Source organism: Cohnella sp. SGD-V74 (assembly GCF_003001675.1).
Classification (GTDB): domain Bacteria; phylum Bacillota; class Bacilli; order Paenibacillales; family Paenibacillaceae; genus Cohnella.
Window position 1 is genome coordinate 402,318 of sequence record NZ_PVYW01000003.1, and the last position, 23,568, is coordinate 425,885.

The 23,568-nt window shown below is 57.8% G+C and carries 29 protein-coding genes; 3 read left to right on the plus strand and 26 right to left on the minus strand.

The features are described from left to right. Nucleotides 1-83: 83 nt before the first annotated feature. From B0G52_RS06745 to B0G52_RS06855, 24 genes are all read right to left on the minus strand, one after another. Nucleotides 84-1,232, minus strand: a complete 1,149-nt coding sequence (locus B0G52_RS06745; RefSeq protein WP_094042757.1) for a sugar ABC transporter substrate-binding protein — start codon at nucleotides 1,230-1,232, stop codon at nucleotides 84-86. Between the two features lie 312 nt (nucleotides 1,233-1,544). Beyond that, a complete protein-coding gene (gene spoIVA / locus B0G52_RS06750; protein WP_094042758.1) occupies nucleotides 1,545-3,023 on the minus strand; it encodes a stage IV sporulation protein A in 1,479 nt (492 codons plus the stop codon). Nucleotides 3,024-3,265: 242 nt separating this feature from the next. Continuing rightward, nucleotides 3,266-3,994 (minus strand): hypothetical protein, encoded by a 729-nt coding sequence (locus B0G52_RS06755; RefSeq protein ID WP_094042759.1) that lies wholly within the window; start codon nucleotides 3,992-3,994, stop codon nucleotides 3,266-3,268. Nucleotides 3,995-4,016: 22 nt separating this feature from the next. Beyond that, on the minus strand, nucleotides 4,017-4,376 hold the full coding sequence (locus B0G52_RS06760; protein ID WP_094042760.1) for a 2Fe-2S iron-sulfur cluster-binding protein: 360 nt from the start codon (nucleotides 4,374-4,376) through the stop codon (nucleotides 4,017-4,019). Next, the gene (locus tag B0G52_RS06765) at nucleotides 4,373-4,972 is read right to left on the minus strand and encodes a nucleotidyltransferase family protein (RefSeq protein WP_094042761.1); all 600 of its coding nucleotides are present in this window, start codon (nucleotides 4,970-4,972) and stop codon (nucleotides 4,373-4,375) included. Before B0G52_RS06765 ends, B0G52_RS06760 begins: the two co-directional genes overlap by 4 nt. A gap of 21 nt (nucleotides 4,973-4,993) precedes the next feature. Then, nucleotides 4,994-5,287 carry a 2Fe-2S iron-sulfur cluster-binding protein gene (locus B0G52_RS06770; protein ID WP_094042762.1) on the minus strand — a complete coding sequence of 98 codons (294 nt, stop codon included), beginning with the start codon at nucleotides 5,285-5,287 and terminating at the stop codon, nucleotides 4,994-4,996. A 29-nt stretch (nucleotides 5,288-5,316) separates the two neighbouring features. Beyond that, complete coding sequence (locus B0G52_RS06775; RefSeq protein WP_233162428.1) at nucleotides 5,317-5,535, minus strand: DUF2768 family protein; 219 nt, start codon at nucleotides 5,533-5,535, stop codon at nucleotides 5,317-5,319. Between the two features lie 137 nt (nucleotides 5,536-5,672). Further along, the gene (locus tag B0G52_RS06780; protein WP_094042763.1) at nucleotides 5,673-5,945 is read right to left on the minus strand and encodes a stage VI sporulation protein F; all 273 of its coding nucleotides are present in this window, start codon (nucleotides 5,943-5,945) and stop codon (nucleotides 5,673-5,675) included. An 84-nt stretch (nucleotides 5,946-6,029) separates the two neighbouring features. Beyond that, nucleotides 6,030-7,079: an NAD(P)H-dependent glycerol-3-phosphate dehydrogenase gene (locus B0G52_RS06785; protein WP_094042764.1), complete on the minus strand. Its 1,050-nt coding sequence runs from the start codon at nucleotides 7,077-7,079 to the stop codon at nucleotides 6,030-6,032. Beyond that, nucleotides 7,069-7,686: a glycerol-3-phosphate 1-O-acyltransferase PlsY gene (gene plsY / locus B0G52_RS06790; RefSeq protein WP_094042765.1), complete on the minus strand. Its 618-nt coding sequence runs from the start codon at nucleotides 7,684-7,686 to the stop codon at nucleotides 7,069-7,071. Before plsY ends, B0G52_RS06785 begins: the two co-directional genes overlap by 11 nt. Nucleotides 7,687-7,698: 12 nt before the next feature. Then, nucleotides 7,699-9,021, minus strand: coding sequence for a ribosome biogenesis GTPase Der (der, locus tag B0G52_RS06795; RefSeq protein WP_094042766.1), 1,323 nt, complete (start codon nucleotides 9,019-9,021; stop codon nucleotides 7,699-7,701). A 124-nt stretch (nucleotides 9,022-9,145) separates the two neighbouring features. Next, nucleotides 9,146-9,325, minus strand: a complete 180-nt coding sequence (locus tag B0G52_RS06800) for a capping complex subunit for YIEGIA (RefSeq protein ID WP_094042767.1) — start codon at nucleotides 9,323-9,325, stop codon at nucleotides 9,146-9,148. Next, complete coding sequence (locus tag B0G52_RS06805) at nucleotides 9,318-10,238, minus strand: YIEGIA family protein (RefSeq protein WP_094042881.1); 921 nt, start codon at nucleotides 10,236-10,238, stop codon at nucleotides 9,318-9,320. Before B0G52_RS06805 ends, B0G52_RS06800 begins: the two co-directional genes overlap by 8 nt. Beyond that, nucleotides 10,238-10,867 (minus strand): hypothetical protein, encoded by a 630-nt coding sequence (locus tag B0G52_RS06810; RefSeq protein WP_094042768.1) that lies wholly within the window; start codon nucleotides 10,865-10,867, stop codon nucleotides 10,238-10,240. The genes B0G52_RS06805 and B0G52_RS06810 overlap by 1 nt, the downstream gene beginning before the upstream one ends. 145 nt (nucleotides 10,868-11,012) lie before the next feature. Further along, complete coding sequence (rpsA, locus tag B0G52_RS06815) at nucleotides 11,013-12,236, minus strand: 30S ribosomal protein S1 (protein WP_094042769.1); 1,224 nt, start codon at nucleotides 12,234-12,236, stop codon at nucleotides 11,013-11,015. Between the two features lie 157 nt (nucleotides 12,237-12,393). Continuing rightward, nucleotides 12,394-12,981 carry a lysophospholipid acyltransferase family protein gene (locus B0G52_RS06820; protein ID WP_094042770.1) on the minus strand — a complete coding sequence of 196 codons (588 nt, stop codon included), beginning with the start codon at nucleotides 12,979-12,981 and terminating at the stop codon, nucleotides 12,394-12,396. Between the two features lie 3 nt (nucleotides 12,982-12,984). Further along, nucleotides 12,985-13,695 carry a (d)CMP kinase gene (gene cmk / locus B0G52_RS06825; protein ID WP_094042771.1) on the minus strand — a complete coding sequence of 237 codons (711 nt, stop codon included), beginning with the start codon at nucleotides 13,693-13,695 and terminating at the stop codon, nucleotides 12,985-12,987. A 129-nt stretch (nucleotides 13,696-13,824) separates the two neighbouring features. Continuing rightward, nucleotides 13,825-14,028 (minus strand): hypothetical protein, encoded by a 204-nt coding sequence (locus B0G52_RS06830; RefSeq protein WP_094042772.1) that lies wholly within the window; start codon nucleotides 14,026-14,028, stop codon nucleotides 13,825-13,827. A 46-nt stretch (nucleotides 14,029-14,074) separates the two neighbouring features. After that, complete coding sequence (locus tag B0G52_RS06835; protein WP_094042773.1) at nucleotides 14,075-14,725, minus strand: flagellar brake protein; 651 nt, start codon at nucleotides 14,723-14,725, stop codon at nucleotides 14,075-14,077. A 324-nt stretch (nucleotides 14,726-15,049) separates the two neighbouring features. After that, nucleotides 15,050-16,405: a germination protein YpeB gene (ypeB, locus tag B0G52_RS06840; protein WP_094042774.1), complete on the minus strand. Its 1,356-nt coding sequence runs from the start codon at nucleotides 16,403-16,405 to the stop codon at nucleotides 15,050-15,052. 105 nt (nucleotides 16,406-16,510) lie between these two features. Continuing rightward, nucleotides 16,511-16,687, minus strand: a complete 177-nt coding sequence (locus B0G52_RS35535) for a hypothetical protein (RefSeq protein ID WP_158223613.1) — start codon at nucleotides 16,685-16,687, stop codon at nucleotides 16,511-16,513. A 35-nt stretch (nucleotides 16,688-16,722) separates the two neighbouring features. Continuing rightward, nucleotides 16,723-17,418, minus strand: coding sequence for a glutamic-type intramembrane protease PrsW (prsW, locus tag B0G52_RS06845; RefSeq protein WP_094042775.1), 696 nt, complete (start codon nucleotides 17,416-17,418; stop codon nucleotides 16,723-16,725). A gap of 164 nt (nucleotides 17,419-17,582) precedes the next feature. Then, a complete protein-coding gene (locus tag B0G52_RS06850) occupies nucleotides 17,583-18,182 on the minus strand; it encodes a genetic competence negative regulator (RefSeq protein WP_094042776.1) in 600 nt (199 codons plus the stop codon). A gap of 191 nt (nucleotides 18,183-18,373) precedes the next feature. Then, nucleotides 18,374-18,745, minus strand: coding sequence for a hypothetical protein (locus B0G52_RS06855; RefSeq protein WP_094042777.1), 372 nt, complete (start codon nucleotides 18,743-18,745; stop codon nucleotides 18,374-18,376). A gap of 167 nt (nucleotides 18,746-18,912) precedes the next feature. Here B0G52_RS06855 and B0G52_RS06860 point away from each other — a divergent pair, with 167 nt between their 5' ends. Continuing rightward, complete coding sequence (locus tag B0G52_RS06860; protein WP_094042778.1) at nucleotides 18,913-19,791, plus strand: polysaccharide deacetylase family protein; 879 nt, start codon at nucleotides 18,913-18,915, stop codon at nucleotides 19,789-19,791. A gap of 5 nt (nucleotides 19,792-19,796) precedes the next feature. Here the strand turns inward: B0G52_RS06860 and B0G52_RS06865 are convergent, their stop codons facing one another. Together B0G52_RS06865 and B0G52_RS06870 are read right to left on the minus strand one after the other, a co-directional pair. Then, nucleotides 19,797-20,096: a hypothetical protein gene (locus tag B0G52_RS06865; protein ID WP_094042779.1), complete on the minus strand. Its 300-nt coding sequence runs from the start codon at nucleotides 20,094-20,096 to the stop codon at nucleotides 19,797-19,799. Beyond that, on the minus strand, nucleotides 20,093-20,689 hold the full coding sequence (locus B0G52_RS06870; protein ID WP_094042780.1) for a CPBP family intramembrane glutamic endopeptidase: 597 nt from the start codon (nucleotides 20,687-20,689) through the stop codon (nucleotides 20,093-20,095). Before B0G52_RS06870 ends, B0G52_RS06865 begins: the two co-directional genes overlap by 4 nt. A 100-nt stretch (nucleotides 20,690-20,789) precedes the next feature. Here B0G52_RS06870 and B0G52_RS06875 point away from each other — a divergent pair, with 100 nt between their 5' ends. Both B0G52_RS06875 and serA read left to right on the plus strand, forming a co-directional pair. After that, entirely contained in the window at nucleotides 20,790-21,713 is a 924-nt protein-coding gene (locus B0G52_RS06875) for a hypothetical protein (RefSeq protein ID WP_094042781.1), read from the plus strand. A 225-nt stretch (nucleotides 21,714-21,938) separates the two neighbouring features. Beyond that, nucleotides 21,939-23,531, plus strand: coding sequence for a phosphoglycerate dehydrogenase (gene serA, locus B0G52_RS06880; protein ID WP_094042782.1), 1,593 nt, complete (start codon nucleotides 21,939-21,941; stop codon nucleotides 23,529-23,531). Nucleotides 23,532-23,568 lie beyond the last annotated feature (37 nt).

Below are 23,568 nucleotides of genomic sequence, written 5' to 3' on the forward strand. Positions count from 1 at the left end.
AGAGATGTGAATGTCGCATGGACAGCAGGAAACGGCGCGGAATGTTCCCGCGCCGTGCCTTGCGTAGCCTTCGTTTGCTTGAATTATTGCGCGCCTACGGCTTGCTCCAGCGCTGTCAAGTAATCTGTGTTGCCCAGATCGCTGCTTCCCCAGCCTTCGACGTACTGCGAAAGCTCGTCCGTCGTGATGACTTTATCCGTAGGAAGAGAGTCGCGGTGCACGAATACCGGCTCCAGCTGCACGACCGCGTCAGTCGTGTCGCCGTGGAACTTCTGGTACAAGTACCGCACTTGCACCGTGCCGATCGAAGTCGGATCGACCGCCGCGGAAGCAACCCATGGACTCGTCGGATCTTGAATGATTTTCAAGTCCTCGTCGCTAAGGTCGATGCCGTACACTTTGATCTCGTCGCGGCCGGCTTGCTTGATCGCGTTGGACGCGCCTTTGGCGAACTCGTCCCAAGACGCCCATACCGCGGTGATGTCGCCTTTGTTCGGGTATTGCTTCAGAACGGCTTCCATTCTGTTCTGCGTGTCGAGCTGCGGGTTGCTGGCATCGCCGAACGCGGCGATTTCTTTAATGTCCGGATATTTCTCGGTGAACGCTTTGTAGGAGATTTGACGGCTCTCCATCGGAGGGAAACCGGCTACCCATACTTTGACGATGTTGCCCTTGCCGCCGGCTTCTTCAGCCAGCTTCTCCAGCGTGTACTCGGCCAGCAGCTGGTCGTTCTGCGCCAGGTTCGTAATGCCTTCGAAGTCGTTCAGGCCGGAGTCGAAAGCGACGATCGGAATGCCTGCTTCCTTCGCCTTGTTCAGTCCGTTCGTCAGAGCCGCGGCGTCGCCGTGGTCGACCAGGATGCCGTCGAACTTCTGGTTAACGGCGGAATCCAGGTTAGCGGCCATCTTGGCCAGATCGTTCTCGGAAGCAAGGACGGTCACTTCGCCGCCGAACTTCGCAACTTGCTTCTTCACGCCGTCCACGTATTGAGCGGAGAACGTGCCGGTGTTGAAACGCATGACGAGCGCGATTCTCTTGCCTTTAAGCGCTTCGATGCTTGCGTCTTGGGACGGTTCGGCGGATGCCGATTCGGAAGCGGCTGCGGATGCCGAAGGCGATGCCGGCGAGGAGCTGCCCGCGTTGTTTTCTTCTTTTTTGCCGCAGGCCGCCAGCACCAATACGAGCGTCAGCGCGAGCGCGATCCAGGACAGTTTGGATTTACGTTGTTTCATCTCTCTGTGGCCTCCCATTTCATATCTTGCTATGGATGATAGAATTACTATAAACAGTTAATCCGAGTATGTCAATCGGTTTTTGCATAATAATGCAAGAAACCGTGCTCTCTCTATCTATCGTCTCTGCCGAATCCATCACACCATTCTAGGAGAATTCTCGCCAATTGACAATATCCGAGTTTATATCTTCTTTTAATTGACAATAGTTTTGCGCTTACATTTCCTATGATGGAACCCGGAGATAAAATAAAAACGCCGAACCGGCCACGAATGGCGATTCAGCGCTTTAGGCGAAGCGTATTAAGCAGCTTACAGAATGATGGCGATCAAGCCGCCCGAGCCTTCGTTGATGATGCGGCCGAGCGTCTCCTGCAGCTTGTAGCGGGCGTTGTCGGGCATCATCGCAATCTTGCCCTGGATGCCTTCGCGGACGATCGAATGCAGCGAGCGTCCGAAAATATCGGATTCCCAAATCTTGATCGGATCGTTCTCGAAATCCTGCATCAGGTAGCGCACGAGCTCCTCACTCTGCTTCTCCGTGCCGATGATCGGCGCGAATTCGGATTCGACGTCGACGCGGATCATGTGAATCGAAGGCGCGGTCGCCTTCAGCCGGACGCCGAAGCGCGAGCCTTGGCGGATGAGCTCCGGCTCGTCGAGCACCATCTCGGCAAGAGAAGGAGCGGCGATGCCGTAGCCGGTCGTCTTGACCATCTCGAGCGCTTCCGAGAACCGGTCGTATTCCCGCTTCGCGTGGGAGAACTCCTGCATGAGCTGCAGCAGGTGGTCCTTGCCGCGAATTTCCGTGCCGACGACTTCCATCAGGATTTTGTCGTACAGCTCGTCTGGAGCGTACAGGTCGATCTCGGCAACCCCTTGGCCCATGTTCATGCCGCTGAGGCCCGCTCTGGCGACGAAGTCGTACTCCATGAACTGGGAGACGACGCGCTCGACGTCCCGCAGGCGCCGGATGTCCTTGACCGTCTCCCGCACCGAGTTCTCGTAGGCAGAACGCAGCCAGTGGCCCTCATTCAGCACCATGACCCAGCTCGGCAGGTTGACGTTGACCTCGTGTACGGGGAACTCGTACAGCACTTCGCGCAGCACGCCCATGACGTCCTCTTCGCCCATCGTAGCGGCGCTGACCGTCATGACCGGAATATCGTATTTAGCCGCCAGCTCGCCGCGAAGCGCCTGCGCTTCTTCGCTCTTCGGCCGAGCGGAGTTGACGATCAGTACGAAAGGCTTGCCGACTTCCTTCAGCTCGTTGACGACCCGCTCTTCGGCGTCCACGTAAGCGCTGCGCGGAATTTCCGCGATCGTGCCGTCCGTTGTCACGACGACGCCCAGCGTCGAGTGCTCCTGAATGACCTTGCGCGTGCCGATCTCGGCCGCTTCCTGGAAAGGAATCGGATCTTCGAACCAAGGCGTCGTAATCATGCGCGGTCCGCCTTCGTCTTCGAAGCCTTTGGCTCCGTCGACCGTATAGCCGACGCAATCGACCAGGCGCACGTTCACTTCGAGCCCCTCGGCCACCTTAAGCTGCACCGCGTTGTTCGGCACGAACTTCGGCTCGGTCGTCATGATCGTGCGGCCCGCCGCGCTCTGCGGCAGCTCGTCGATCGCTCTGACCCGATCGGCCTCCGAGGCGATATTAGGTAAAACAACGGTTTCCATAAACCGTTTGATAAAGGTCGATTTGCCCGTGCGGACGGCACCCACGACCCCGAGGTAGATATCGCCGCCGGTGCGTTCGGCGATATCCTTGAAAATGTCCACTTTTTCCACTGAGATTCCCTCCCATCGTAATCGCGAAACTTTCGTGACCCGCCGTCAGGGCGGAACTCGTACACGAACTTGGACTGGTAACATTGTATGTGCGATTGCCACGAATATGACGCCGCCCGCACAAAATGTTTGCCGGCAAGCCCTCGCCTGCCGGGTACTCCTTTGTTTCCCTCATGAGCATATGAAAAAAGAGAGACACGTATGTCATCTCTCTTCATCTTTTTATCAAATTAAGATGTTCCTCACGGAACGATAGCTTGAGGATCTCCGTCGATCCAGCGGTATTCCGGAGCACGCACGGGCACGTAATAGGATTCTTCGATCAAGACGCGCCGGAGATCTTCGTTCGGAGCCGGTTCCGTCCCCGTCTTCTTCGCCGCCGTCGCAATGTCGATGCCGTAGTCCGCGTACACTTTCCCTTGTTCGTCCACGAGCCAGTTCAGCGTCTGATTCGAAAACATGCTGCGAACTCCCGGATCCTTCATGCCCAGCTTGGCAAAATCGACCGAGCGAAACCCGGGATACATCTCGTCTCCCGCGGCAAGGCGGTTGCCCTGCGACGAGCGATATTGATCCATCTTCTTCTGCACGCCGTCCACCGCCTGGAACGCGGTCACGTCGAGCAGCCTGACGAGAGGCTTCGTCTCCTCGTTGACGACCAGAAACTGATAATTGCCGCCGTTCTCGAAAGCCGCGGAAGGAATATGGCCGATAAAACCCATTCTCTTAAGCTTGCCGAGATCGACTTTGTATTTCTCGTAGAGCGGAACCGTCTCGTCCGCGTTCTGGATCGGCAGCACGCCGGTCTGTTCCCGATAGCGGTCAACGGCGTCCTGGACCGTCAGCACCGCCTCTCTGGCCGTCGCGTCGTTGCGCGGCGTCCGGTCCTCCGGATAGAGACACCCCGTCAGAGCGACGAGCAGCAGCGCCGCAAGCGCCAATCCGGATGTTTGCCAAAAACGAACTTTCATTTGTCAGCCCCCTGTATTCCCTCTAACTCCACCAATCGTCCTCCTGCTGCTGTTCCGCCAGCTTCTTGCGAATCGCCGCCTTAAGCGGGTCTTCGGGCACGGTTACGGTGACGTCTCCCTGCGCTCGCGCCTGGCACGACAGTCGAACGCCCTCGGACAGCAGCGAGCCCAGCTTGCGAATCTCGGCCTGCGTCGGCGGGCTCAGCGAAGCCGCCTGCTCGGCCGACACGTTCACCTTGCACATCAGACAGCCGGCCACTCCTCCGCAGCGCGTGCGAATCGAGACGCCGGCCCGGCGCGAAGCTTCCAGCAGCGTCGATCCGGGTCGGACGGATACGCTCCGCCCGTCAGGCTCGAACGCGACTTCATGCCGCCGGGTCACGGCCCTTCCTCCCCAGAAGCGGACGCTTCCGCGAGCCGAAGCGCCTGTTCGGCCACTTGCGGAGCCAGCCGGTTCCGTTCCAGAAGCGTCCGCAGCTTCGGCAGATGTCTGCCCGGTTCCGCAGCAATCAGCTTGCCCGCGAGCTCCGCCCGATCCGGCCGCTCCCGAAGCAAATTAAAGATCAGCTCGTGTCCGAGCGGAACGACCGGCAGAGCGACAGCGCCCATCTCGATTCGGTCGCATGCCGGGTACAGAATCTCTCTCACTTCCGTCATATACACCGATTCCTTCGCCGACACGCGAAATCCGCCGACCAGCTCGACCATCGCCCCCGCTATCCGGTAATGCGACAGCGTGGAACGGTATCGGTCCGTCACGCTGTTCTCCGGAACGTCCAATTCGTAAGCGGCAAGCAGACGATGGGCAAGCCCGACGTCCTGTTCGTCGACGTAAATGTCGAGATCCCGAGGCGGCCGTCCCAGGTCCGCCCCCCGGAGCGCCAGCCCCGTGCTGCCTCCGACCACGTAGCGGACTTCCCCGCTACCAAGCGCCGAGGCCAGCTCGGCCAAGGCGTCTATCGGAACATCGCTCTCCATAACGGCCACTTCCATTCTGACTTAGAAATACGTTTTGTTAACGGCTTTAATAACGCCTTCCCGTTCGACGATCGCCTGGCATCCGAGCCGGTAGCCGGCGTCCAGTTCATCCGGACCGAGCCGGTCCCACTCCGCGTCGCTCGACTCCGAGAGCAGCTCCGCCCCCTCCTGCACAATGCAGCGGCATCTCGCGCAAGTGCCCCTGGAGCAATTGAATTGCCAGTCTATGGACGATTCCTGGGCGATCTTGAGCAGGCTTTTGCCGATTTGCGTTTCGACGGATTTCGTGAGGGTTCGTCCCGTTAAAGTAATCATGCTAGCCGACCCCGTTTCAATAATAAGCGCTATATAATAGAAATTAGACCGCAGATCATGCCGTAGATCAGCACGACGACCGCGATGAGCGTAAGCACCAGGCGGACCCAGCCCTTCGTCTTGTTGCGGGCGTATGTAATAATAAGAGCCGCGATGACCATCAGTCCGATTCCGACGAACGACATCCACATCTTGCTCATCGGATCCAGCTTGGCCGCCGCATAGGCTTGAAGCATAAGAACCATCATTTGTCGCCTCCCTCTCCCAATCCGCTCAAATGCTTTATATTATACCATTCGACACGAAAGATGACAAAAGACGAGCCTCCGAAGTCGAAAGAAAACCCGCGCGCGCCAGCTTCGGCAAGCGGCGACACGCGGGCAAGTTACTTCTTGATCATCATTTTGACGAGCGACTCCAGGCTGTTCAGGTTCATCCCGCTTTTCTTCACGGTGCTGATGATCTCCTTGACCGTCTCGTCGGACACCGGAATGTTCGCCATCGCGGACACTTGCTTGATCAGCTGCTTCATCTGCGCGTCGCTCTGCATCGTGCCGGGCGTCACGCCGCCCGCGATTTTTTTGATCGATTTCTCGGAAATGTTTTTGCCGGCTTTCTTGTTGACCGCGCCAAGCAGATCCTTCGGAAATTTGTCCATGCTTCCCCTCCTCCGGGTATTTGCACTGCATCCTATGAGGAGAAAAACGGGAAGGTGTGGGCGATTCTCATTTCCTTGCGGACATTAACCCAACGTGCGGCCGCGGCGGACTTCCGAAGCGACCTCTTCGATCTCGTGCGTCTTCACGCGCCCCATCAGCGCCTCCACCGCCTGTCCCGGAGGCCGGCCTTCGAACAGCACGGCGTACAGCTGGTCCGTGATCGGCATTTCGACGCCGTGGCGACGGGCGAGCACGTGCGCCGATTTCGTCGTCCGGACGCCCTCGACGACCATCCCCATCCGCTCCAGCACTTCGTCCAGGGGCAATCCCTGAGCGAGCATGGAGCCCGCCCGCCAGTTGCGGCTGTGCTGACTCGTGCAGGTAACGATCAAGTCCCCGACGCCGGCGAGCCCCGCGAACGTAAGCGTATTGGCTCCCATCGCTTCGCCCAGCCTGGCGATCTCCGCCAAGCCGCGCGTAATCAGCGCCGCTTTGGCATTGTCGCCGTAGCCGAGTCCGTCCGACAGCCCCGCTCCCAGCGCGATGATGTTTTTGATCGCTCCGGCCGTCTCGACCCCGACGCTGTCCGGATTCGTATAGACGCGGAAATACGAGCTGTTCATGAACAAATCCTGGGCCGCCTCCGCACAGGCGATCTCCTTGGCCGCAACGACGATCGTCGTCGGGTGCCGCCGAATGACTTCCTCCGCGTGGCTTGGTCCCGACAGGACGACGATATGCTGCTCGGAACGGCCCAGCTCCTCCGACAGCACGGTGGACATCCGTTTTAAGCTGTCGGTTTCGAAGCCTTTGGTCGCATGGATAACAAGGGCGTCCTCACGTATGTAACCCGCCGCCTGCCGGGCGACGTCGCGCATCGCCGAAGACGGGGACACGAACAGAACCGCCTCCGCGTCTTGAACGGCTTCCGCCATATCGGTCGTCGCCGCGATGCCCTCCGGAATTTCCGCGCCGGGAAGAAACTTCTCGTTGCGGCGAAGCCGGTTGATTTCGTCGGCTTGCGCCGGATTGCGCGTCCAGAGCAGGACGCGATGTCCATTGTCCGCGAGTACGCGAGCGAGCGCCGTTCCCCAGCTTCCCGCCACGAGGACGGCCACTTTCTTAAGCGCCATGAGGTTCACCCTTTTTGCCGCTGCCGAGTTTATTTTCCGTGCCGTTGATCAGCTTCACGATATTTTTGCGGTGCCGGACGATCGCCAGCACGGCTACGACGAGCGCGCCCCACAGGAACGCCGGATCCTTGTCGAACACAAAAACGAAGATCGGAAGCAATACGGCGAAAACCATCGATCCGAGCGATACGTACCGGGTCAGCGCAATGACGAGAATGGCGGCGATGCCGGCGATCAGCGTCGGAAGGAACGCCCATACGACCAATGCGCCGATCGTCGTGGCGATCCCCTTGCCGCCCTTGAACCGGAAGTAGATCGGCCAGTTGTGGCCCCCGATCGCGGCCAAGCCGCATGCGACTTCCACGGCCGCATTCCCTTCCCCGAGCCACAGGCCGATGAGCACGCCCGCCGAGCCTTTGGCGATGTCCAGCAGGAAGACGGCGATGGCCGGCCCCTTGCCCAGCACGCGCAAGGTGTTCGTCGCTCCCGCGTTGCCGCTGCCGTGCTCCCGGATATCGATCTTCTTGAGCCAGCGGGCGGCAAGAATGCTGAATGAGATCGAGCCGAGCAAATAACTGACGATAATCGCGATAATCGTGTTTAACACGTACGGTCTCCCCTATTCTTGATCGGACTTCTTGCGGGTGAACAGCCTCAGCGGCGTGCCCTCGAACGCGAATGCCGCCCGAATCTTGTTCTCCAAATAACGCTCATAAGAGAAATGCATCAATTCGGGGTCGTTGACGAATATGAGCATCGTCGGCGGTTTGACGGCAATCTGCGTCGCGTAGTTGATGCGCAGCCTGCGTCCTTTGTCCGTCGGAGGAGGGTTGATCGCGATCGCGTCGCTCAAAATGTCGTTCAGCACGTTCGTCGGCACGCGAAGCGCATGCTGCTCGGCCACGTGATTGATGACAGGGAACAGCTTCGTCAGACGCTGCTTCGTGAGCGCGGACAGAAATACGACCGGGGCGTAAGTCATGAACAGAAACTGCTCGCGGATCGAGTTCGTAAAATGCTGCATCGTCTTGTCGTCCTTCTCGACGACATCCCACTTGTTCACGACGAAAATGGCGGCTTTGCCGTTCTCGTGCGCATAGCCTGCAATATGTTTGTCCTGCTCGATGATGCCTTCTTCCCCGTTGATGACGACCAGCACGACGTCCGCGCGCTCAATCGCCTGCATCGCCCGCATGACGCTGTATTTCTCCGTCGATTCGTACACTTTGCCGCGCTTGCGCATGCCGGCCGTATCGATCAGCACGTATTTCTGGCCGTCCTTCTCGAACGGGGTATCGATCGCGTCGCGCGTCGTGCCGGCGATGTTGCTGACGATGACGCGCTCTTCTCCGAGAATCGCGTTCACGAGCGACGACTTGCCGACGTTGGGCCGACCGATCAGCGCCACCTTGATGACGTCGTCGTTGTATTCCTGGTCTTCCTTAACGGGAAGCTTGCTCACCGCCGCGTCGAGCAAATCCCCGATTCCCGTCCCGTGCGAGCCGGACAGCGGCAGCGGATCTCCGAAGCCGAGCGAGTAGAACTCGTAAATATCGTCCATGCGCTGCAGGTTATCGACCTTGTTCACGCCGAGCACGATCGGCTTGCGCGACCGGAACAGCATCTGCGCCACTTCTTCGTCCGCGTTGGTGACACCGGCCTTGGCGTCGACCATGAATATAATGACGTCGGCTTCCTCGATGGCGAGCTCCGCCTGCATTCTCACGGAACGCAGCAAGCTGTCCTCGCCGTCGATCTCGATGCCTCCGGTGTCGATAATGTTGAAGGAACGCCCGTTCCATTCGCCCGTCCCATACAGACGGTCTCTCGTGACGCCCGGCTTGTCTTCGACGATCGCCAGTCTGTCGCCGATGATCCGGTTAAAAATCGTAGATTTGCCGACGTTAGGCCGCCCTACGATCGCAATAATCGGTCTTGCCATGTTGGTTTCCACTCCTCAATAGATCCGGCCGTCCTCTTGCATGGGCGTCGGTATCTGAAACAATCGCAAATTTCATCATACCAAAAATCGGGCGGCTTGGCTAACGGATATTGCCATTTTCGAGCTATTCCCGCTCTACGATAATGAACAAGTCTTCGTTGATCGTGTGGGCCGCGCAGTCCAAAATCTTCTCCAACAGATGAGCGACCTTCTGCAATCCTTCCCTGTCCGCCGCGTAGAAGATCGGAGCTCCGCCTCCGACCTCCTCGCGTCTGGTCGTCACGATGCCTACGATTCTAGCCATTGGATTCCGCCTCCTCCAAGCTCTTGCGGTTCGCCTTCGTCGGCTTGCGCACGGCCGCTTCCAGCAGCGGCACGCCGCTTACCGCCTCGTAGGCTTTGTCCGCGTCCTTCTCCCGGGGCAGCACGAGCAGTCCCAGCTGTCCCGTGCGCAAGCCGAGCTTGGCAATCGGGAGAAGTCCCGGATCGCCGTCGTCGCGGTACACGCCGAGCCGGGTCGACACGTCGTGCAGAATCGCCTGGCGCTGTCCGAGATTGGCGATCGTCACCCGGGCGTCGTCGCTCCTGGGCGTCAGGATGAAGCCCATTCCCTGCTCGCGGATAATGTCCCTGTTCTCGTCCAGGCCGACGTTCATCATGTAGATGTCGCCGACGTACAGGTTCGGTCCGTCCAGCTTGATCGGGGCTATCTCCACGCGGGCGATGTGGGAAATTCGCTTCCCTCTCATAAACAAGTGGGAGATCACAAGGGACAGGACGCCGGCGGTCAGCCCTGCCCACCAGACGATCCATTGGGCGAACAGACTGGTCAGCAGCGCGGTGACGATCGCCAAGTAGTTGCGCCCCTCGAACACAACCGCAATGCCTTCGATATAGGCGGCTCCCCGCGGGACAAGCTCCAGATCGTCGATCGCCGACAGCGTGTTGCGCTCCATGTTGCGAACTTCGCGGAACTGTTGGGCCGCAAGCGACAAAAACGTAATCGCCGTGTAATCCTTGTTGAACAAAGCGGGAACGGCGACCGCTCCGAGCGCGCCGGCGATCAGACCGAGCGCCAGATGAATGATTTTGCCGTGCGGATACGCCGGGTATTGCCGATAGTCGCTGCGCAGCATGGCGATCCGGGCGAGCATGCCGAAAGCCGTCCCCATCGCGACGGCGGTCAGCTCTTTATGTGAATGCAGCCAGTCCAGCATCATGATCTTTGTCCTCCTCTTCGCCCGCCCGATCTGACCGCCCATTTTCTTCCCTGCTCGCCCGCCGCCTTCGCGAACGTCGTCCACAGCCTGGCGCAGAGAATTGCGATCCACCACGCCTGCAGTCCCTCATCCGGGGCGCCGGCCGGAAGCGTATCCGCCTGAGCCCGCAGAAGTGCGTGAGCGACTTCATTCATGATCAGGCAGACCGACACCGCTACCGCCTGTTCAGACGCGGAGCGGAGCAGCAGACCGGCCAGCCAGCCGATCAGCGCGGCGATCGCCCAAGACGATCCGTCCGGCTCGAAGCCGGAAGGGATGAAAATCAATCTCCCGGCCAATATCGCGACCGATCCGATCAGCAGCCCCCCGGATGCGGACGTCCATCTTCTGGCCGCCGGCATCCGCGCGCCAGCCAGCACGGCGGAAAACAGCGTCCATACCCACGCCCCGTTCACCGATATGTCTTCGGTGATCGTTACTTTTCCAAGCCACGCCAAAGGCCATACCGCCAGGAACAAGCCTGCCGCCCAACCGGGCAAATCTTCGGTCGTCTCTTCCCTCCAGCCGCTCCACCACAAGATCGCAGCGACCAGCCACAGAAATGCGGCGCCGTACAGTGGCGACATCTCTCCACCTCCAGTCTGTAGTATGCGCCTTACGGACAGTAAAACATGCCCTCGACGACCCATTCGACTTCCGCGCCTTCCGAGCGCACAACGCAAAGAGGAGCCATCCCGCAATGGGACGGCTCCTCCGATAAAACGATGACGATTACTTGAATTTGCTCAGCTTGTCGCCAAAGCGCTCTCCGAGGTTAAAGCTCATGCTTTCCGCAGGAGGCAGGTTCGACTCTTCGCGCGGCGCGCGCGGTGCGCGAGCTTCGCGTTCCGGACGAGCCGGCGCTTCTTCCGTCTCCTTGATAGAGAGGGACACGCGCTTCTCGGCAGGGTTGAAGTCCAGCACTTTGGCTTGAACTTCTTGACCTTCCTTCAACACTTCGTAAGGCGTCGCGATATGGCGATGCGCGATTTGCGAAATGTGAACGAGACCTTCGACGCCCGGTGCGATCTCGACGAATGCGCCGAAGCTGACCAGACGCTTGACAACGCCGGTGACGATGTCGCCGATGTTGAATTGGCCAACGGCCGATTCCCACGGACCCGGTTGAGCGGCTTTGATGCTCAAGGAGATTTTGCCGATCGAAGGATCGACCTTCAGCACCTTCACCTTAACATCCTGGCCTTCGGATACGACATCGGCAGGATGAGCAACATGCTGCCATGCGATCTCGGATACGTGAACGAGACCGTCGATGCCGCCGATGTCCACGAACGCGCCGAACGGAGTCAGGCGCTGCACTTTGCCTTCCAGCACTTGGCCCGGCTCGAGGCTGCTCATGATTTGCTGCTTCTTCTCTTCGTATTCGGCTTCCAGCACGTCTTTGGCCGACAGAATGACCTTGTTGTTCTCGCGGTCGATTTCTTTGACCTTGACTTTGATCGTGCGGCCCTTGTACGAGCTGAAGTCTTCTACGAAATGACGCTCCACCATGGAAGCCGGAATAAATCCGCGTACGCCCACGTCGGCAACGAGGCCGCCTTTGACGACGTCGGTAATGACGACTTCGAAAGCTTCGCCGTTGTCGGACTTCGCTTGCAGCTCATCCCATGCGCGCGGAGCGTCCGCTTGGCGCTTGGACAGCACGAGCGATTCTTTGGCATCGTTGATGCTGACGATTTTCGCTTCGACCTCTTGGCCGATTTGCACCGCCTCGGCAGCATTGTCGATGTTCACGGAGGAAAGCTCGCGCAACGGAATAACGCCGTCGTATTTATATCCAAGGCTAACGTACGCTTGGTTGTCGTCGATTTTGACCACCGTACCTTTCACGGTGTCCCCTTTCTTCAAGGTTACGACATTTTCCAGTGCGTCCTGGCTGACGGTATCCGCCACCGGCTCTGCCGCAGTTTCCTGAACGTTGATTTCTTCAGACATGGAAATTACCTCCTCAGATCTACCCCAACTTTATTTAAACCCGCTGCAACCCGGCCTTCCGACTCGCGCTGCGCGGCGCTTAAATCTTGCTTACCCGAAAACATGAGAACCAAATAATGCCTTTAGTATGATGGTTTCCGACAAGAAACATGCATCCTCAGGATGCAGGCCGTCCCGTGCTCATCATTTCTCTGATTCGGGACATAATCAATTCGGTCGCTTCCTCCATGCTTTCGGTCGTGCCTTGCTCCGCGTAAGGCGTCAGATCGATCGGAGCGCCGTATACCGCAACCATTTTGCGGAAAATACGATACTGGCCGACCAGCGCAACCGGAACGACAATGGCTTTGGCGCGAACCGCCATCGTAACGGCGCCCCGCTTGCCCATGCCTACCGATTCGTTGCGTGTGCCTTCCGGGAAAATCCCCATCACATTGCCGCCTTGCAATAGCGTAATCGCCGTGCGGATCGCTTCCTTGCTCACGCCTCCGCGCTTGACCGGAAACGCGCCTACCGCTCGAATCAACGGTCCGAACAACGGAATGCGAAACAGCTCTTCCTTGGCCATATAGTGAACTTTGCGGGGCACCCATACCCCCAAAGTGATGGGATCTTGCAAGCTTCTGTGGTTGCTGCAGAGCACCACCGGACCTTCTCGGGGAATATTATCGATTCCCCTGGCCTCCAATCGATAGAGCAGCACGTACAGCGCTCGGAGAATAGCCCTTGCGATGCGGTATAACATAGTCTACTTCTCCTCCGCTAAAATGGTTCTTACTGCCGCAAGTCCCCATTGTACGATTTCTTCCGCCACCTCGTCCACCGTCTTGCCGGTAGAGTCGAGCAGACGGGCATCCGCTGCCTGGAGGAGAGGCGCGATCTCCCTCTCTCGATCGATTCGGTCGCGTTCTTCGATCTCGCGTTCCAATTGGTCGAGTGTAATCTCCGTTCCCGGCTCCAATTCGAGAAATCGCCGCTTGGCGCGCTCTCGCGGAGTCGCGGTCAGGAACACCTTCAATTCGGCATCGGGAAGAACATGGGTCCCGATGTCCCTGCCGTCCATGACGACGCCTTTGTCCAAGGCCATGCGGCGCTGGAGCTCGGCCATTCGCGAGCGAACGGTGGAGAGCCGTGCGACGTAAGAAACGTTGCGGTTGATTTCGAGCGACCTCAGCTTGGACGTGACGTCCTCGCCGTTCACCCGAACCTGCTGGGCGTCTCGCCCCGGAAGAAGAACGATGTCCAGTCCGTCCGCCAAGCGGCCTACGGCCGCGTCGTCATCGGTCGGCAATCCGGATTCGAGCACCTTCAACGTTACCGCCCGGTACATCGCGCCCGTATCTATGTAGACATATTGAAGGGCGCTTGCCACCTTGCGCGCAACCGTGCTCTTGCCGGCCCCTGCCGGTCCGTCGATCGCGATATTAATCCGATGAGTGTGAGATTGAGATACGTCCATAAGCGAACAACTAGCCTCCTACATGCCGACAACAAGAAACCTTGCGATCAAAAAATAAGGCAGGCTGAGCCTGCAAGGATCGAGAAAATTATACCACAGGGCCACACTCTATGCAAAAAAACAAGACGATCAGCGCGGCGAATTCCGATAAGGCACCCCTTCGGAATGATCCGCGGACGCCAGCCATTGCCGAATCCCCGGAAACTGCAAAGCCACTTGGGAGACGATGAGCAGCACGACGAGCGCCTTGATCCCCCTGACGATCCATTTCTCCATGCGATCCGACCATGCGACGAAATCGGCATGCCCGGACGCTCTTCTGCGTTCCGCCAAATCGCGACGTCCTCCCGGCTCCGCTTCAAGAAGCCGGACGCGCGGGTCAATCCCTCCGCAGATCCAGTTGGCGCTCGAAGCAGTAGCGAATAATTTTTTGCTGGTCGGATTCCGTAATGTCCGCGAAGCGCAGCATGACCAGATGCTTGTCCGGCTCGACGGGAAGCACTCTGACGACTTCCCCCTCGAATTTGGCGTGCGCGACCGATCCGCCCCTATAGCTTAATAATAACCAACAACCGATAACGACATTCGGCACGATCGGCCATTTTCGCTCGCACAGGAAAGACGCGCCTCCGCCTCCCAGATCTTCGGTAACGGCTACGAAACGCATCTTGTCGCCGATCTTGACGGCAATCTCCAGATTGGTCTCCACTCTCAGATAGCTGCGTCTTTGATCCTTCGTGATCTGCTCCGGGTCGGGCTTGCGAATGGCGACGAGGGAAACCGATTCCTTGCGGAATCCCTGCACGGAGCTCTCGAACAGATGCTTGACTCCGTCCTGGGTAAAATAGTAGATCTGCAGCCGCTCTCCGACGCTTGCCCGGTAGAGCCGGCGGTTCTTCTCATTCAGAGGAATCTCGATATAAATGTTATGATCGTCCGAGTCCGCTACGCGCGAACGAAGCGTCACGGGTTCCGAATCCTCCTCGGATTCGGTCTGTATGTACATCATCTGATTGATTTTCGGCAGCACCCATAACCCTCCACGTAGGCATGTTCGGAGCAAATTGATTGCGTACTGCCACATTATATCACGGGCGCGTGAATTCGGGAATGACAATGGAGCTGTTCCATAGGTCAGACAACAGAATATTATCGACTTAGAAATAGGGGTATGTATCTCCTGTAGAGCGAAGCGCCTGCCTCATACGATCATGAAATTACCCTGTCACGGGTTAATCAATTCCTAATTTCATGATCATATCAGCAGCGGAAGGAGATACATACCCCGTTCTTGTTCATCGATAATTCGAATTGTTGCTTCCTGACTTCCTATGGGACAGCTCCATGTGAGCGACTATCTGTAAAGAGACTTCTCGGCGTCCGCAATCTGCTCGATGCTTTCCTCCAGACCGGTCTCCGCGTTCAAGTAGATCCGATAGCGGTGATCGTTGACTTTGCCCACGAACTCGTGGCACAGAGTCGGCTCCCTCATGTCGTTCTCGATGACGGACAAGGAATGGTTCTCGACGCGGAAGTCGGGGTTCAGCCCTTTCTGCGCCTGCTCCTTGGTCAGCTTCGGCTTGCCCGGGGTGAGCAGCTTCTTCGCGAAGACATGGTCTCTGGCCTGCAGGCCGACGACTTCCCCGTTGTCCAGCGCGACCCGCACCGTCACTTTGTCCGGATAGATCTTCACGCCGTCAATCGTGTGGGCGTAAGTGAAGACGGCGACATGGTCGTATTCGTCGTAAGCGATCGGCGTCATGCTCTTGTAGCCGTGCCGGACGAGAAACTGCGAGCCTTTGTTGCGGGCCGTATCGAAGTTGATTTTGCGCGACTTGACGTCTCTGGGATTCATGAACCAGAGAAGATGCCCGCCCTTGCGCGTGTAGTCGAGCTGAATAGGCGAGCCGCTCTTGCCTTTGACCGATACGGTATACGCCGGCATATCCGTCTTGCTGCCGTCCTCGCTGACGCTGACCTCTCCGCCGCGCGCCTGCGCCCCCAGAAACGCGAGAGCTTTGCTCTTGATTTCTTCCGCGGACATCTGCTTGCCTTCCAAGCCCGCAGAGCTCATCTTGCGGTCGGAGGACATGGCGGAAGGTCCCCAATCGGATTCCGGGTAAGCGCCCATCTGCTTGTCCATCGCCTTGAAGCCGTCGATAATCGTATTGTCGTGGGGGCCGCCCTCGCTGGCCATCGCGACTTCGACGTCCATCCAGCGCAGCCGGTCCTTGAGGACCGCGTCCTGGACTTTGCTCAGCTCCTGGTTAACCGTATCGGAAGCCTGATACAGCGATTTCATCATTTTCACTTCCGCCGGAGTGAGCGGCTGCTTCGTCAAATCGCGCACGGCCGTCCGGTAAGCGAAGTTGGATATTCTCGAGAGGAACTGCTCGGCCTTGTTGAACGGAAGCATCGCCAGCGGAAGCTGGTTGATCTCGTTTTGCGCCTGGCTGGTCAGCCTCCAGACGTTAACGAGCCCTTTGCGCTGCATGCCGTGCGACGCCGAAGATACCGCCAGCGTCTCGCCGAGCTGGTCGTGCAGCCGTCCCATATGGTGGCTCAAATCGTGAAACGCGCGCTGGTATTGGTTTTCGGCCTTGATCAATATTGAATTTTTCTCTTGGTGCTCCTGGTACCCCCAGACGATGGCTCCGACGAACAGAAGCGCAGCGATCGGGAACATAATGGAACTTAGACGAGCGTACATGAAAAGCCGACCCCTTTCATTCCCACAAGGTGATGCCGTTATTGTGGGAAGAAGGCCCGGACATTATGCGCCATTCTTAGAAACGAAGAAGAGGAAGCCGCCCCGTTAACCGAGCGCTTCCTCTACGATTTCGAAATCTTCCGCGTTGCTGCACAAGCACATTTTGAAGCCCGTATCTACTTTGCCTCGCTCCTTGCGCCCGCGCAGAACGAATTTCTCGTTGCAACGATTGCACCGGATCGTCACTTTCAGCCGCTGCGACAACGACATCCTCTCCTTCATACCGGATATTCCCACCCCCAGTATGGACGGATTGCCTAAAATTTAATCTCTTCCTCGCGTTTGAGAAAGCGGAAAGGCGATACCGCGTTGGCGCTGTTGACCATGCGCATTCCGATGAACCAGAGCAGGAACATGAACGGCACGGCCATCCAGAGCCACGTCGGAGGGAATGTGAGCAGCATGAAGTCGTAAAACCCGTGCCAGATGATCGGCACGAGCAAGGCGAGCCGCAAATGCAGCTTGACGCTCTTGCCGACGGAGAACTTCGCCTTGCCGAGCGAGTAGCCCATCAAAACTCCGAACAGGGCATGTCCCGAAACCGGAAGCAGCGCCCGGAGAAACAGCGTGCCGAAGGTGGCCGGCTGCAAAAAGGCGTACAGGACGTTCTCCAGGGTGGCGAAGCCGAGCGAGACGGCGACGGCGTATACGATGCCGTCGTAAGGCTCGTCGAATTCCGTATGATTATAAATGATATGATACAGCACGAACCATTTGAAAAACTCCTCGACGCCCGATGAGATGATGAAGGAATAGACGAAGGGCGACTCCCCCAGCCAGAGAACGAGGCTTCGCTGCACGATCATGATCGGGAGAACGATCAGAACGCCGAACATGAACATCTTCAGCACCATCGAGATCGGCTCTGTGTCGTAGCGGTCTTTCCAGTAAAAGTACGCCAACAACGCAAAACCCGGCACGACGGCGGCCGCCAGCACGGACACGAGCAGCATTCTGTCGTCCCCCCTTCCCTAACCTCCATTATAACAGCAAAAAGAACGCGAGAAAAAAAGAACATTTAGTGAATCTGGTTATTTTTTTCTGAATGACGCGACAAAAGGAGTCGCCCCGCAATCGCAGGCGACTCCTCATGAATCGAACGTCGAAACCGGCGGGCTCAATTCGCGAAATGCTCCGCCAACACTCTGATCGCATTGGAACCGATAACCAGCTTCCCGTACTCTTCCAGCACTGCGGGCGTAATCGAGGTCGCTTCCCCGTATTCGGCGAGCACCGCGATCAACGCATGATAGCTCGAGCTCTCCAAACCGGCGGGATCGAACACCAACACCCACTGATTCTGGTAGCGGTACATTCTTCCCTCGTCCGTCAAACGGCCGGCAAGCGTCTTCGCCGCGCCGATCGCGTCCTCGATGTCCTTGAAGCGATATATGATGGCTTCGCTCTGTTCAAGCGTCACTTCTAGTTCGTATACTTCTTCTTCGTCCTCGACGGCGGATTCGGCATCCCGTTCCAGCTTGCCGCGAGTCACGATCACGACCATTCCTTGCGCCGGCATGGCGAACACTTCGACCGCAAGCGGGCCGGAAGCGTCGAATCCAAGCTCGTTATACGCCTGATCCATCATCTCGCTGAACAGTTCGTGCACTTTCGGAATTTCGCGCCACATGTCTTCTTTCTGGATCCCGCGCTCCGTCAAATCGTCGAACGTGAGGAAAATCCGAATTTTGTCTTGGCTAAGCCGCTCCATCCTCATGACAGGATCCTCCTTCTGCCGGTGATAACAGCTTATGATTAAGCATATAATGCGTGAATGAAACTTTGCTTGAGATCATGTTATCATTTCTCCGGCCGAAATGCACTAGGGAAAACCCTCGAATGACAAAAAAACGGCACCGTTCTCCCCGGCAGGGAAGAACGATGCCGCCGTCAATCGACAGGCTTGCCTTAATTATGAGGATGTCCGTTCTGCCCGAGAATCGCGTCGACTTCCTTGCCGACTTCCGGGTCTTGCGCGATCAGCTTGCGAATTTGGTCCATTCCGCCTTCTTCGCTCGAATGCGAAGAAGAATGATGAGAAGAATGCGAAGCGTGATGCCCGTGATCTTCGTCGCGGCTTTCGGCGCCGAAGCGGCGAAAGCTGCTCGCGAACTTCATGTTCATCGCCTTCTCGATGGCATCGTCCTTCATGCCCATTACGCGCTCCTTGACATTGTGTCCCATGGCCGCAGCCGCCGCGGACATTCTCTGATTGCGCTGAATCCACACGGCGATCGCCGCTCCGGCCAATCCTCCCATCACGAAAGCCCCTATTTTCACAATTGCCACCTCCTTATTGCTCTTATTGTGGCTCCTTGCGCTCCGGACATGCTCATCAAATTAAGGAAGCCGCTCCTGTCGAAGCCTAGGGCGTGTCTGCATACACGCCTTAGTCGATTATGGTACAATCGAACATGTTTACGAACGACAAACGGAGGAACTTCAACATGAATCGTCGACTGATCTCGATCTGCACATCCCTGATGCTGCTCGGCGCCCTGGTTACGGCCTGCGCCGGCGCGCAAACGCCGGACGGCGGCGGCTCGTCCGCTCCCGAAGCTTCCGCATCGACGCCCGCGGCGACCGTTCCCGCTTCCCCGTCCCTTTCGCCGGAACCGTCCGCTTCGGAATCGCCCGCAGAAACCCCGGCGAGCCAGGAGCCGGAAGCAGGCCCGGTGGAGAAAACGTACCGAATGAACAAAAATTACTTCATCGTCCCGATCGACAAGGAGAAGACCGACGGCAAAGTCGTGCTGCTCACTTTCGACGACGGGCCGAAAGCGCCGGAGACGCTCGATCCTCTGCTCGATACGCTGGACAAGCACCAAGCGAAGGCGATCTTCTTCGTGAACGGCTACCGCGTCAAGGCGAATCCCGACCTGCTCAAGAAAATCGACGAGCGCGGCCAAACGATCGGCAACCATTCCTGGGACCACATCGAGCTCAAGAAGGAACAGGCTCCGAAAATCAAGGAACAGATCGAGAGCGTGCAGGAGATCGTCAAGGACATTACGGGCAAAGCCCCCGTTTTCTTCCGTCCGCCCCACGGCTCGTCGAACGACTCCGTCCGCCAGATCGCCAAGGACAACGACCTGCTGTTCATGACCTGGTCGAACGGTTCGCTGGACTGGGACATGGGCAAGATCTCCGAGGACAAGCGCCCGCAAGCGGTCATCGACAACGTCCTGGAGCAATTGCACTCGGGCAGCAACATTCTGATGCATGAGCTGCCTTGGACGGCCAAAGCGCTGGACGAGCTGCTGACGCAGCTGGAGGACAAGGGCTACTCCTTCGTCGATCCCGACGCGATCGATACCGAGCTGTAAGACCGCTACGGAGAAATCTGCTGCTCCCGTCCCCACCAGAACAAGCCTGCGACCAGCAGCGCGAACAGCACGACCAACGTCAAATAAAACCATTTCGACAGCTGGCTTCTCCTGACGGGATGAACTTCAGCGCGAGGGGGCATGCCGGTTTCCGGTATGCCCGCGCTCGCGGCGGCTTGAGCGATCGCCTCCTCCAACTGCTCCAGCGACAGGGGCTCATTGGCATTATCCGCGCCGAACGCGGCCTTCTTGGCCGATACGTACCGCTCCCACGCGGTCAAGGAGGACTCTCGGTCTTCCTTCATTTCTCTTCCCTCCGAAAACGAATAATGCATCCCATGATGAAGTCCACCAGAAAGTGCGCCAAGATCGGCGTCCATAACGTTCCCGTGTATTCCATAATCCAGCCCAGACCGTAGCTGATCGAGAACACCATTCCCGTCGGAATCCAATGACGCAAGTACCGGACGTGGATAGCCGCGAACAAGATGCTGGTCCAGTACGGTCCGAACGCATGCTGAACGGCTCCCCGGAACAGAATCTCTTCGCACACCGCAACGACGAAGGAGATGACCGCGATGTGCCACACGGGCCTGGCCCGGAATATTCTCTCGTTCACGCCTCCGTCGTCCGCCGCTTCTTCGGGAACGAACCTGGAGATCGACAGATCGAACAGCAGGACGAGCAGCGCCAATCCGGCGCCCCAAATCGCGAATTCGTAGGTCGTCGGAAAAATAAGCAGCTCCAGCGGATTTCTGCGCTGAAATAATAACCATACGATACCGATAATAAGAGTAAGCGCCTGAGTGACGTACAGGTTCGCAAGCAGCATCCTGTCGCTTAATTGATCGACCGTAACCTTGCGAACTTTAATATTGCGAATGTCGAATTTTCTCATGATTCCTCGATTTTTGCATTTTTTTGTATGTTCAAGAAGTGCGTTTTTTTCTATACTAGGACTACAAAATACTCAAAAGACCGTTTAAAAGGAGCAACCGATGGAAAAGCGTCTGAACCGTTCTGATCTTATGTTCTCCCTAGCGTTCCTGCTCATGCTTGTAATCGCAATTGGCGCTTTTTTCTACGGGGTCAAGGTGGGTACCGATCGCGCCGAGGCCGGCCGCGCTTCGGAGGAAGCCGTGGAAGCGGCGGCCGCTACTCCCGAGCCGAACGCCTACCAGCAGCAAGATTTGGTTTCCTTCTATCATACCGTATTTTTGTCGTATCGTGAATTTCAAAACGACTGGCTCGACGCGCAGAACAAGTGGCTGAGCGATTCGACGGCCGACCGCTCCGCGGCGCTCAAGCAGCTTGCCAAGACGGCCCGGAACAAATACGACGCGATCAAAGGGGTTTATGTTGCACCGGTCTCGCCGCAGCTTAAATCCGCTCAAACGAACTACATGAAAAGCCTGAAACTGTTCGAAGAAGGCTTCTCCGGGCTCGCGGCGAGCGCGAACGAAGGCTCCGCCCAGACCGCGCTCGATAAAGTCGAAGCCGATTCTTACTATAAAGAAGGGCTGAAATTCGCGCTGACCGGGCAGAAGGAATATTTCGGCTCGATGCTGAAGTGGGCCGAAGCGGTCAACGCGGACATTCCCGCCGACGTCGACGGTCTGAACGTTATTTCGATCGCGGACTGGAAGGACTTGCCGCTGGTCGTCAAACTTAAAGCGTCGTCCGACTTCATGACCGAGCAAGCCGCGCTTACCGACTATCTGCCGCACGACCTGGCCGCCAAAGTCGACCAGTTCATCGCCTCCGGCCAGGCCGAGAAGCGGAAGATCAAGAGCTTTAACGCCATCGCCGACTTGCTGATCAGCACCGAAGCGGTGACGAGCGGTTACTTCAACGAAGTCAAGTCGAGGTTTTACGCGAGCGAACAGCTCCCCCAGCTGCCGTTTTTTTCGTCAGGAAAATAGTTTTTTAGCCCTTTAACGCTATACAGCGTCAATTGTCTCACATTCGCCATTGCAATTGTCCGCCCTATTGCTATAAAATAGGAAAGGCAATCGGAATCAAGCTCGTGCGTAAGACGATACTTAAAGTAGTGACCTTGCGGAGTCACCCTCTACGCACCGTTAATCCGCCCTGAGCGGAGGATCGGCGGTTGAGGGTGTTTTCTATATTTCGAAGGAGGGTTCCACATGTACAAAGTACTCGTATCGGATCCGATCAGCGATTTGGGCATCTCGCTCCTGGTCGAAGCTTCCGACATCACCATCGACAAGAAACCAGGCCTCAGCGAGGACGAGCTGGTCGCCATCATCGGCGAATACGACGCCCTGCTCGTACGCAGCCAGACGCGCGTCACCGAGCGCATCATGAACGCGGCCAAGCAGCTCAAGGTGATCGGACGCGCGGGCGTCGGCGTCGACAACATCGATCTCGAAGCCGCCACGAAACGCGGCATTATCGTCATTAACGCTCCGGACGGCAACACGATCACCACTTGCGAGCACACCTTCGCCATGATGATGGCCGTTGCCCGCCATATTCCGCAAGCTTACTTGAAGACGGTCGGCGGCGTATGGGACCGCAAATCGTTCGTCGGCGTCGAGCTCCGCAACAAGACGCTCGGCGTGCTCGGCATGGGCCGCATCGGCAGCGAAGTCGCCGCTCGCGCCAAGGCGTTCGGCATGAACGTGCTCGGCTACGATCCGTTCCTGACGGAAGAACGCGCGGACAAGATCGGCGTGCGCAAAGCGTCCGTGGATGAAATCATTGCGGAAGCGGACTTCATCACGGTTCACACTCCGCTTACCCCGGAAACCCGCCACATGATCGGCAAAGAGCAATTCGCCAGAATCAAGCCGGGCGTACGCATCGTTAACTGCGCTCGCGGCGGCATCATCGACGAGCTGGCGCTCGTGGAAGCGATCGATGCCGGCACGGTAGCGGGCGCGGCGTTCGACGTATTCGAGGAAGAGCCGCCTGCTGCGGATCACCCGTTCCTGAAGCATCCGAAGATTATCGTGACGCCTCACCTCGGCGCTTCCACGATAGAAGCGCAGGAGAACGTGGCGATCGACGTATCCGAGCAGCTGCTGCACATTCTGCGCAACGAGCCGTTCAAGAACGCCGTCAACATGCCTCCTGTCGCGGCTGACGTGCTCAGCAAGCTCGAGCCGTACTTCCAGCTCGGCAAGAAGCTCGGCAGCTTCTCGGCGCAGATCGCCGCCGGCGCGGTCAAGGAAATCGCCGTCTCTTACGCAGGGGAGCTGGCTGACGTCGATACGCAGCCGCTGACGCGCAGAGTCGTCGAAGGCGTGCTCGCCCATCACCTCGGCTCCGACCAGGTCAACGTCGTCAACGCGATGCACTTGGCCAAAAACCGCGGCGTCAACATCGTCGTCACGAAGTCTCACGCGACCAAGGGCTTCACGAACCAAGTCAGCGTCACGCTGCGCACGGACAAGGAAGAGCGTCTCGTCGCCGGCACGCTGCTGAACGGCTTCGGCCCGCGCATTACGCAGGTCGACAAGTTCCCGGTCGACGTCGAGCCGCAAGGACACATTCTGCTTATCTCGCATCACGACAAACCGGGTCTCATCGGCCGCGTCGGCACGCTGCTCGGCACGAAGGACATCAACATCGCCACGATGCAGGTCGGACGCAAAATCGTCGGCGGCGAAGCCGTCATGGTGCTGGGCGTCGACAAAGGCGTCACGAAGCAGGTGCTGAGCGAAATCTCCGCCCTTCCGGATTTGAACAACGCTAAAGAAGTTCACTTGTACTAAGAACGTCAAAAAGAGCTGTCCCATGGAATCAGAGCGC

Excerpts from the sequence above, each read along its gene's own strand:
- der (WP_094042766.1), bottom strand. The coding sequence starts at position 9,021 with ATGGCAAGACCGATTATTGCGATCGTAGGGCGGCCTAACGTCGGCAAA.
- B0G52_RS06865 (WP_094042779.1), bottom strand. The coding sequence starts at position 20,096 with ATGAAGGAAGACCGAGAGTCCTCCTTGACCGCGTGGGAGCGGTACGTA.
- B0G52_RS06765 (WP_094042761.1), bottom strand. The coding sequence starts at position 4,972 with ATGGAGAGCGATGTTCCGATAGACGCCTTGGCCGAGCTGGCCTCGGCG.
- B0G52_RS06820 (WP_094042770.1), bottom strand. The coding sequence starts at position 12,981 with ATGTTATACCGCATCGCAAGGGCTATTCTCCGAGCGCTGTACGTGCTG.
- B0G52_RS06770 (WP_094042762.1), bottom strand. The coding sequence starts at position 5,287 with ATGATTACTTTAACGGGACGAACCCTCACGAAATCCGTCGAAACGCAA.
- cmk (WP_094042771.1), bottom strand. The coding sequence starts at position 13,695 with ATGGACGTATCTCAATCTCACACTCATCGGATTAATATCGCGATCGAC.
- B0G52_RS06745 (WP_094042757.1), bottom strand. The coding sequence starts at position 1,232 with ATGAAACAACGTAAATCCAAACTGTCCTGGATCGCGCTCGCGCTGACG.
- prsW (WP_094042775.1), bottom strand. The coding sequence starts at position 17,418 with ATGCTGCTCGTGTCCGTGCTGGCGGCCGCCGTCGTGCCGGGTTTTGCG.
- B0G52_RS06875 (WP_094042781.1), top strand. The coding sequence starts at position 20,790 with ATGGAAAAGCGTCTGAACCGTTCTGATCTTATGTTCTCCCTAGCGTTC.
- B0G52_RS06775 (WP_233162428.1), bottom strand. The coding sequence starts at position 5,535 with ATGATGGTTCTTATGCTTCAAGCCTATGCGGCGGCCAAGCTGGATCCG.
- B0G52_RS06810 (WP_094042768.1), bottom strand. The coding sequence starts at position 10,867 with ATGTCGCCACTGTACGGCGCCGCATTTCTGTGGCTGGTCGCTGCGATC.
- B0G52_RS06785 (WP_094042764.1), bottom strand. The coding sequence starts at position 7,079 with ATGGCGCTTAAGAAAGTGGCCGTCCTCGTGGCGGGAAGCTGGGGAACG.
- B0G52_RS06850 (WP_094042776.1), bottom strand. The coding sequence starts at position 18,182 with ATGAGGATGGAGCGGCTTAGCCAAGACAAAATTCGGATTTTCCTCACG.
- B0G52_RS06800 (WP_094042767.1), bottom strand. The coding sequence starts at position 9,325 with ATGGCTAGAATCGTAGGCATCGTGACGACCAGACGCGAGGAGGTCGGA.
- B0G52_RS06870 (WP_094042780.1), bottom strand. The coding sequence starts at position 20,689 with ATGAGAAAATTCGACATTCGCAATATTAAAGTTCGCAAGGTTACGGTC.
- B0G52_RS06860 (WP_094042778.1), top strand. The coding sequence starts at position 18,913 with ATGAATCGTCGACTGATCTCGATCTGCACATCCCTGATGCTGCTCGGC.
- B0G52_RS06780 (WP_094042763.1), bottom strand. The coding sequence starts at position 5,945 with ATGGACAAATTTCCGAAGGATCTGCTTGGCGCGGTCAACAAGAAAGCC.
- B0G52_RS06755 (WP_094042759.1), bottom strand. The coding sequence starts at position 3,994 with ATGAAAGTTCGTTTTTGGCAAACATCCGGATTGGCGCTTGCGGCGCTG.
- B0G52_RS35535 (WP_158223613.1), bottom strand. The coding sequence starts at position 16,687 with ATGAAGGAGAGGATGTCGTTGTCGCAGCGGCTGAAAGTGACGATCCGG.
- rpsA (WP_094042769.1), bottom strand. The coding sequence starts at position 12,236 with ATGTCTGAAGAAATCAACGTTCAGGAAACTGCGGCAGAGCCGGTGGCG.
- ypeB (WP_094042774.1), bottom strand. The coding sequence starts at position 16,405 with ATGTACGCTCGTCTAAGTTCCATTATGTTCCCGATCGCTGCGCTTCTG.
- serA (WP_094042782.1), top strand. The coding sequence starts at position 21,939 with ATGTACAAAGTACTCGTATCGGATCCGATCAGCGATTTGGGCATCTCG.
- B0G52_RS06805 (WP_094042881.1), bottom strand. The coding sequence starts at position 10,238 with ATGCTGGACTGGCTGCATTCACATAAAGAGCTGACCGCCGTCGCGATG.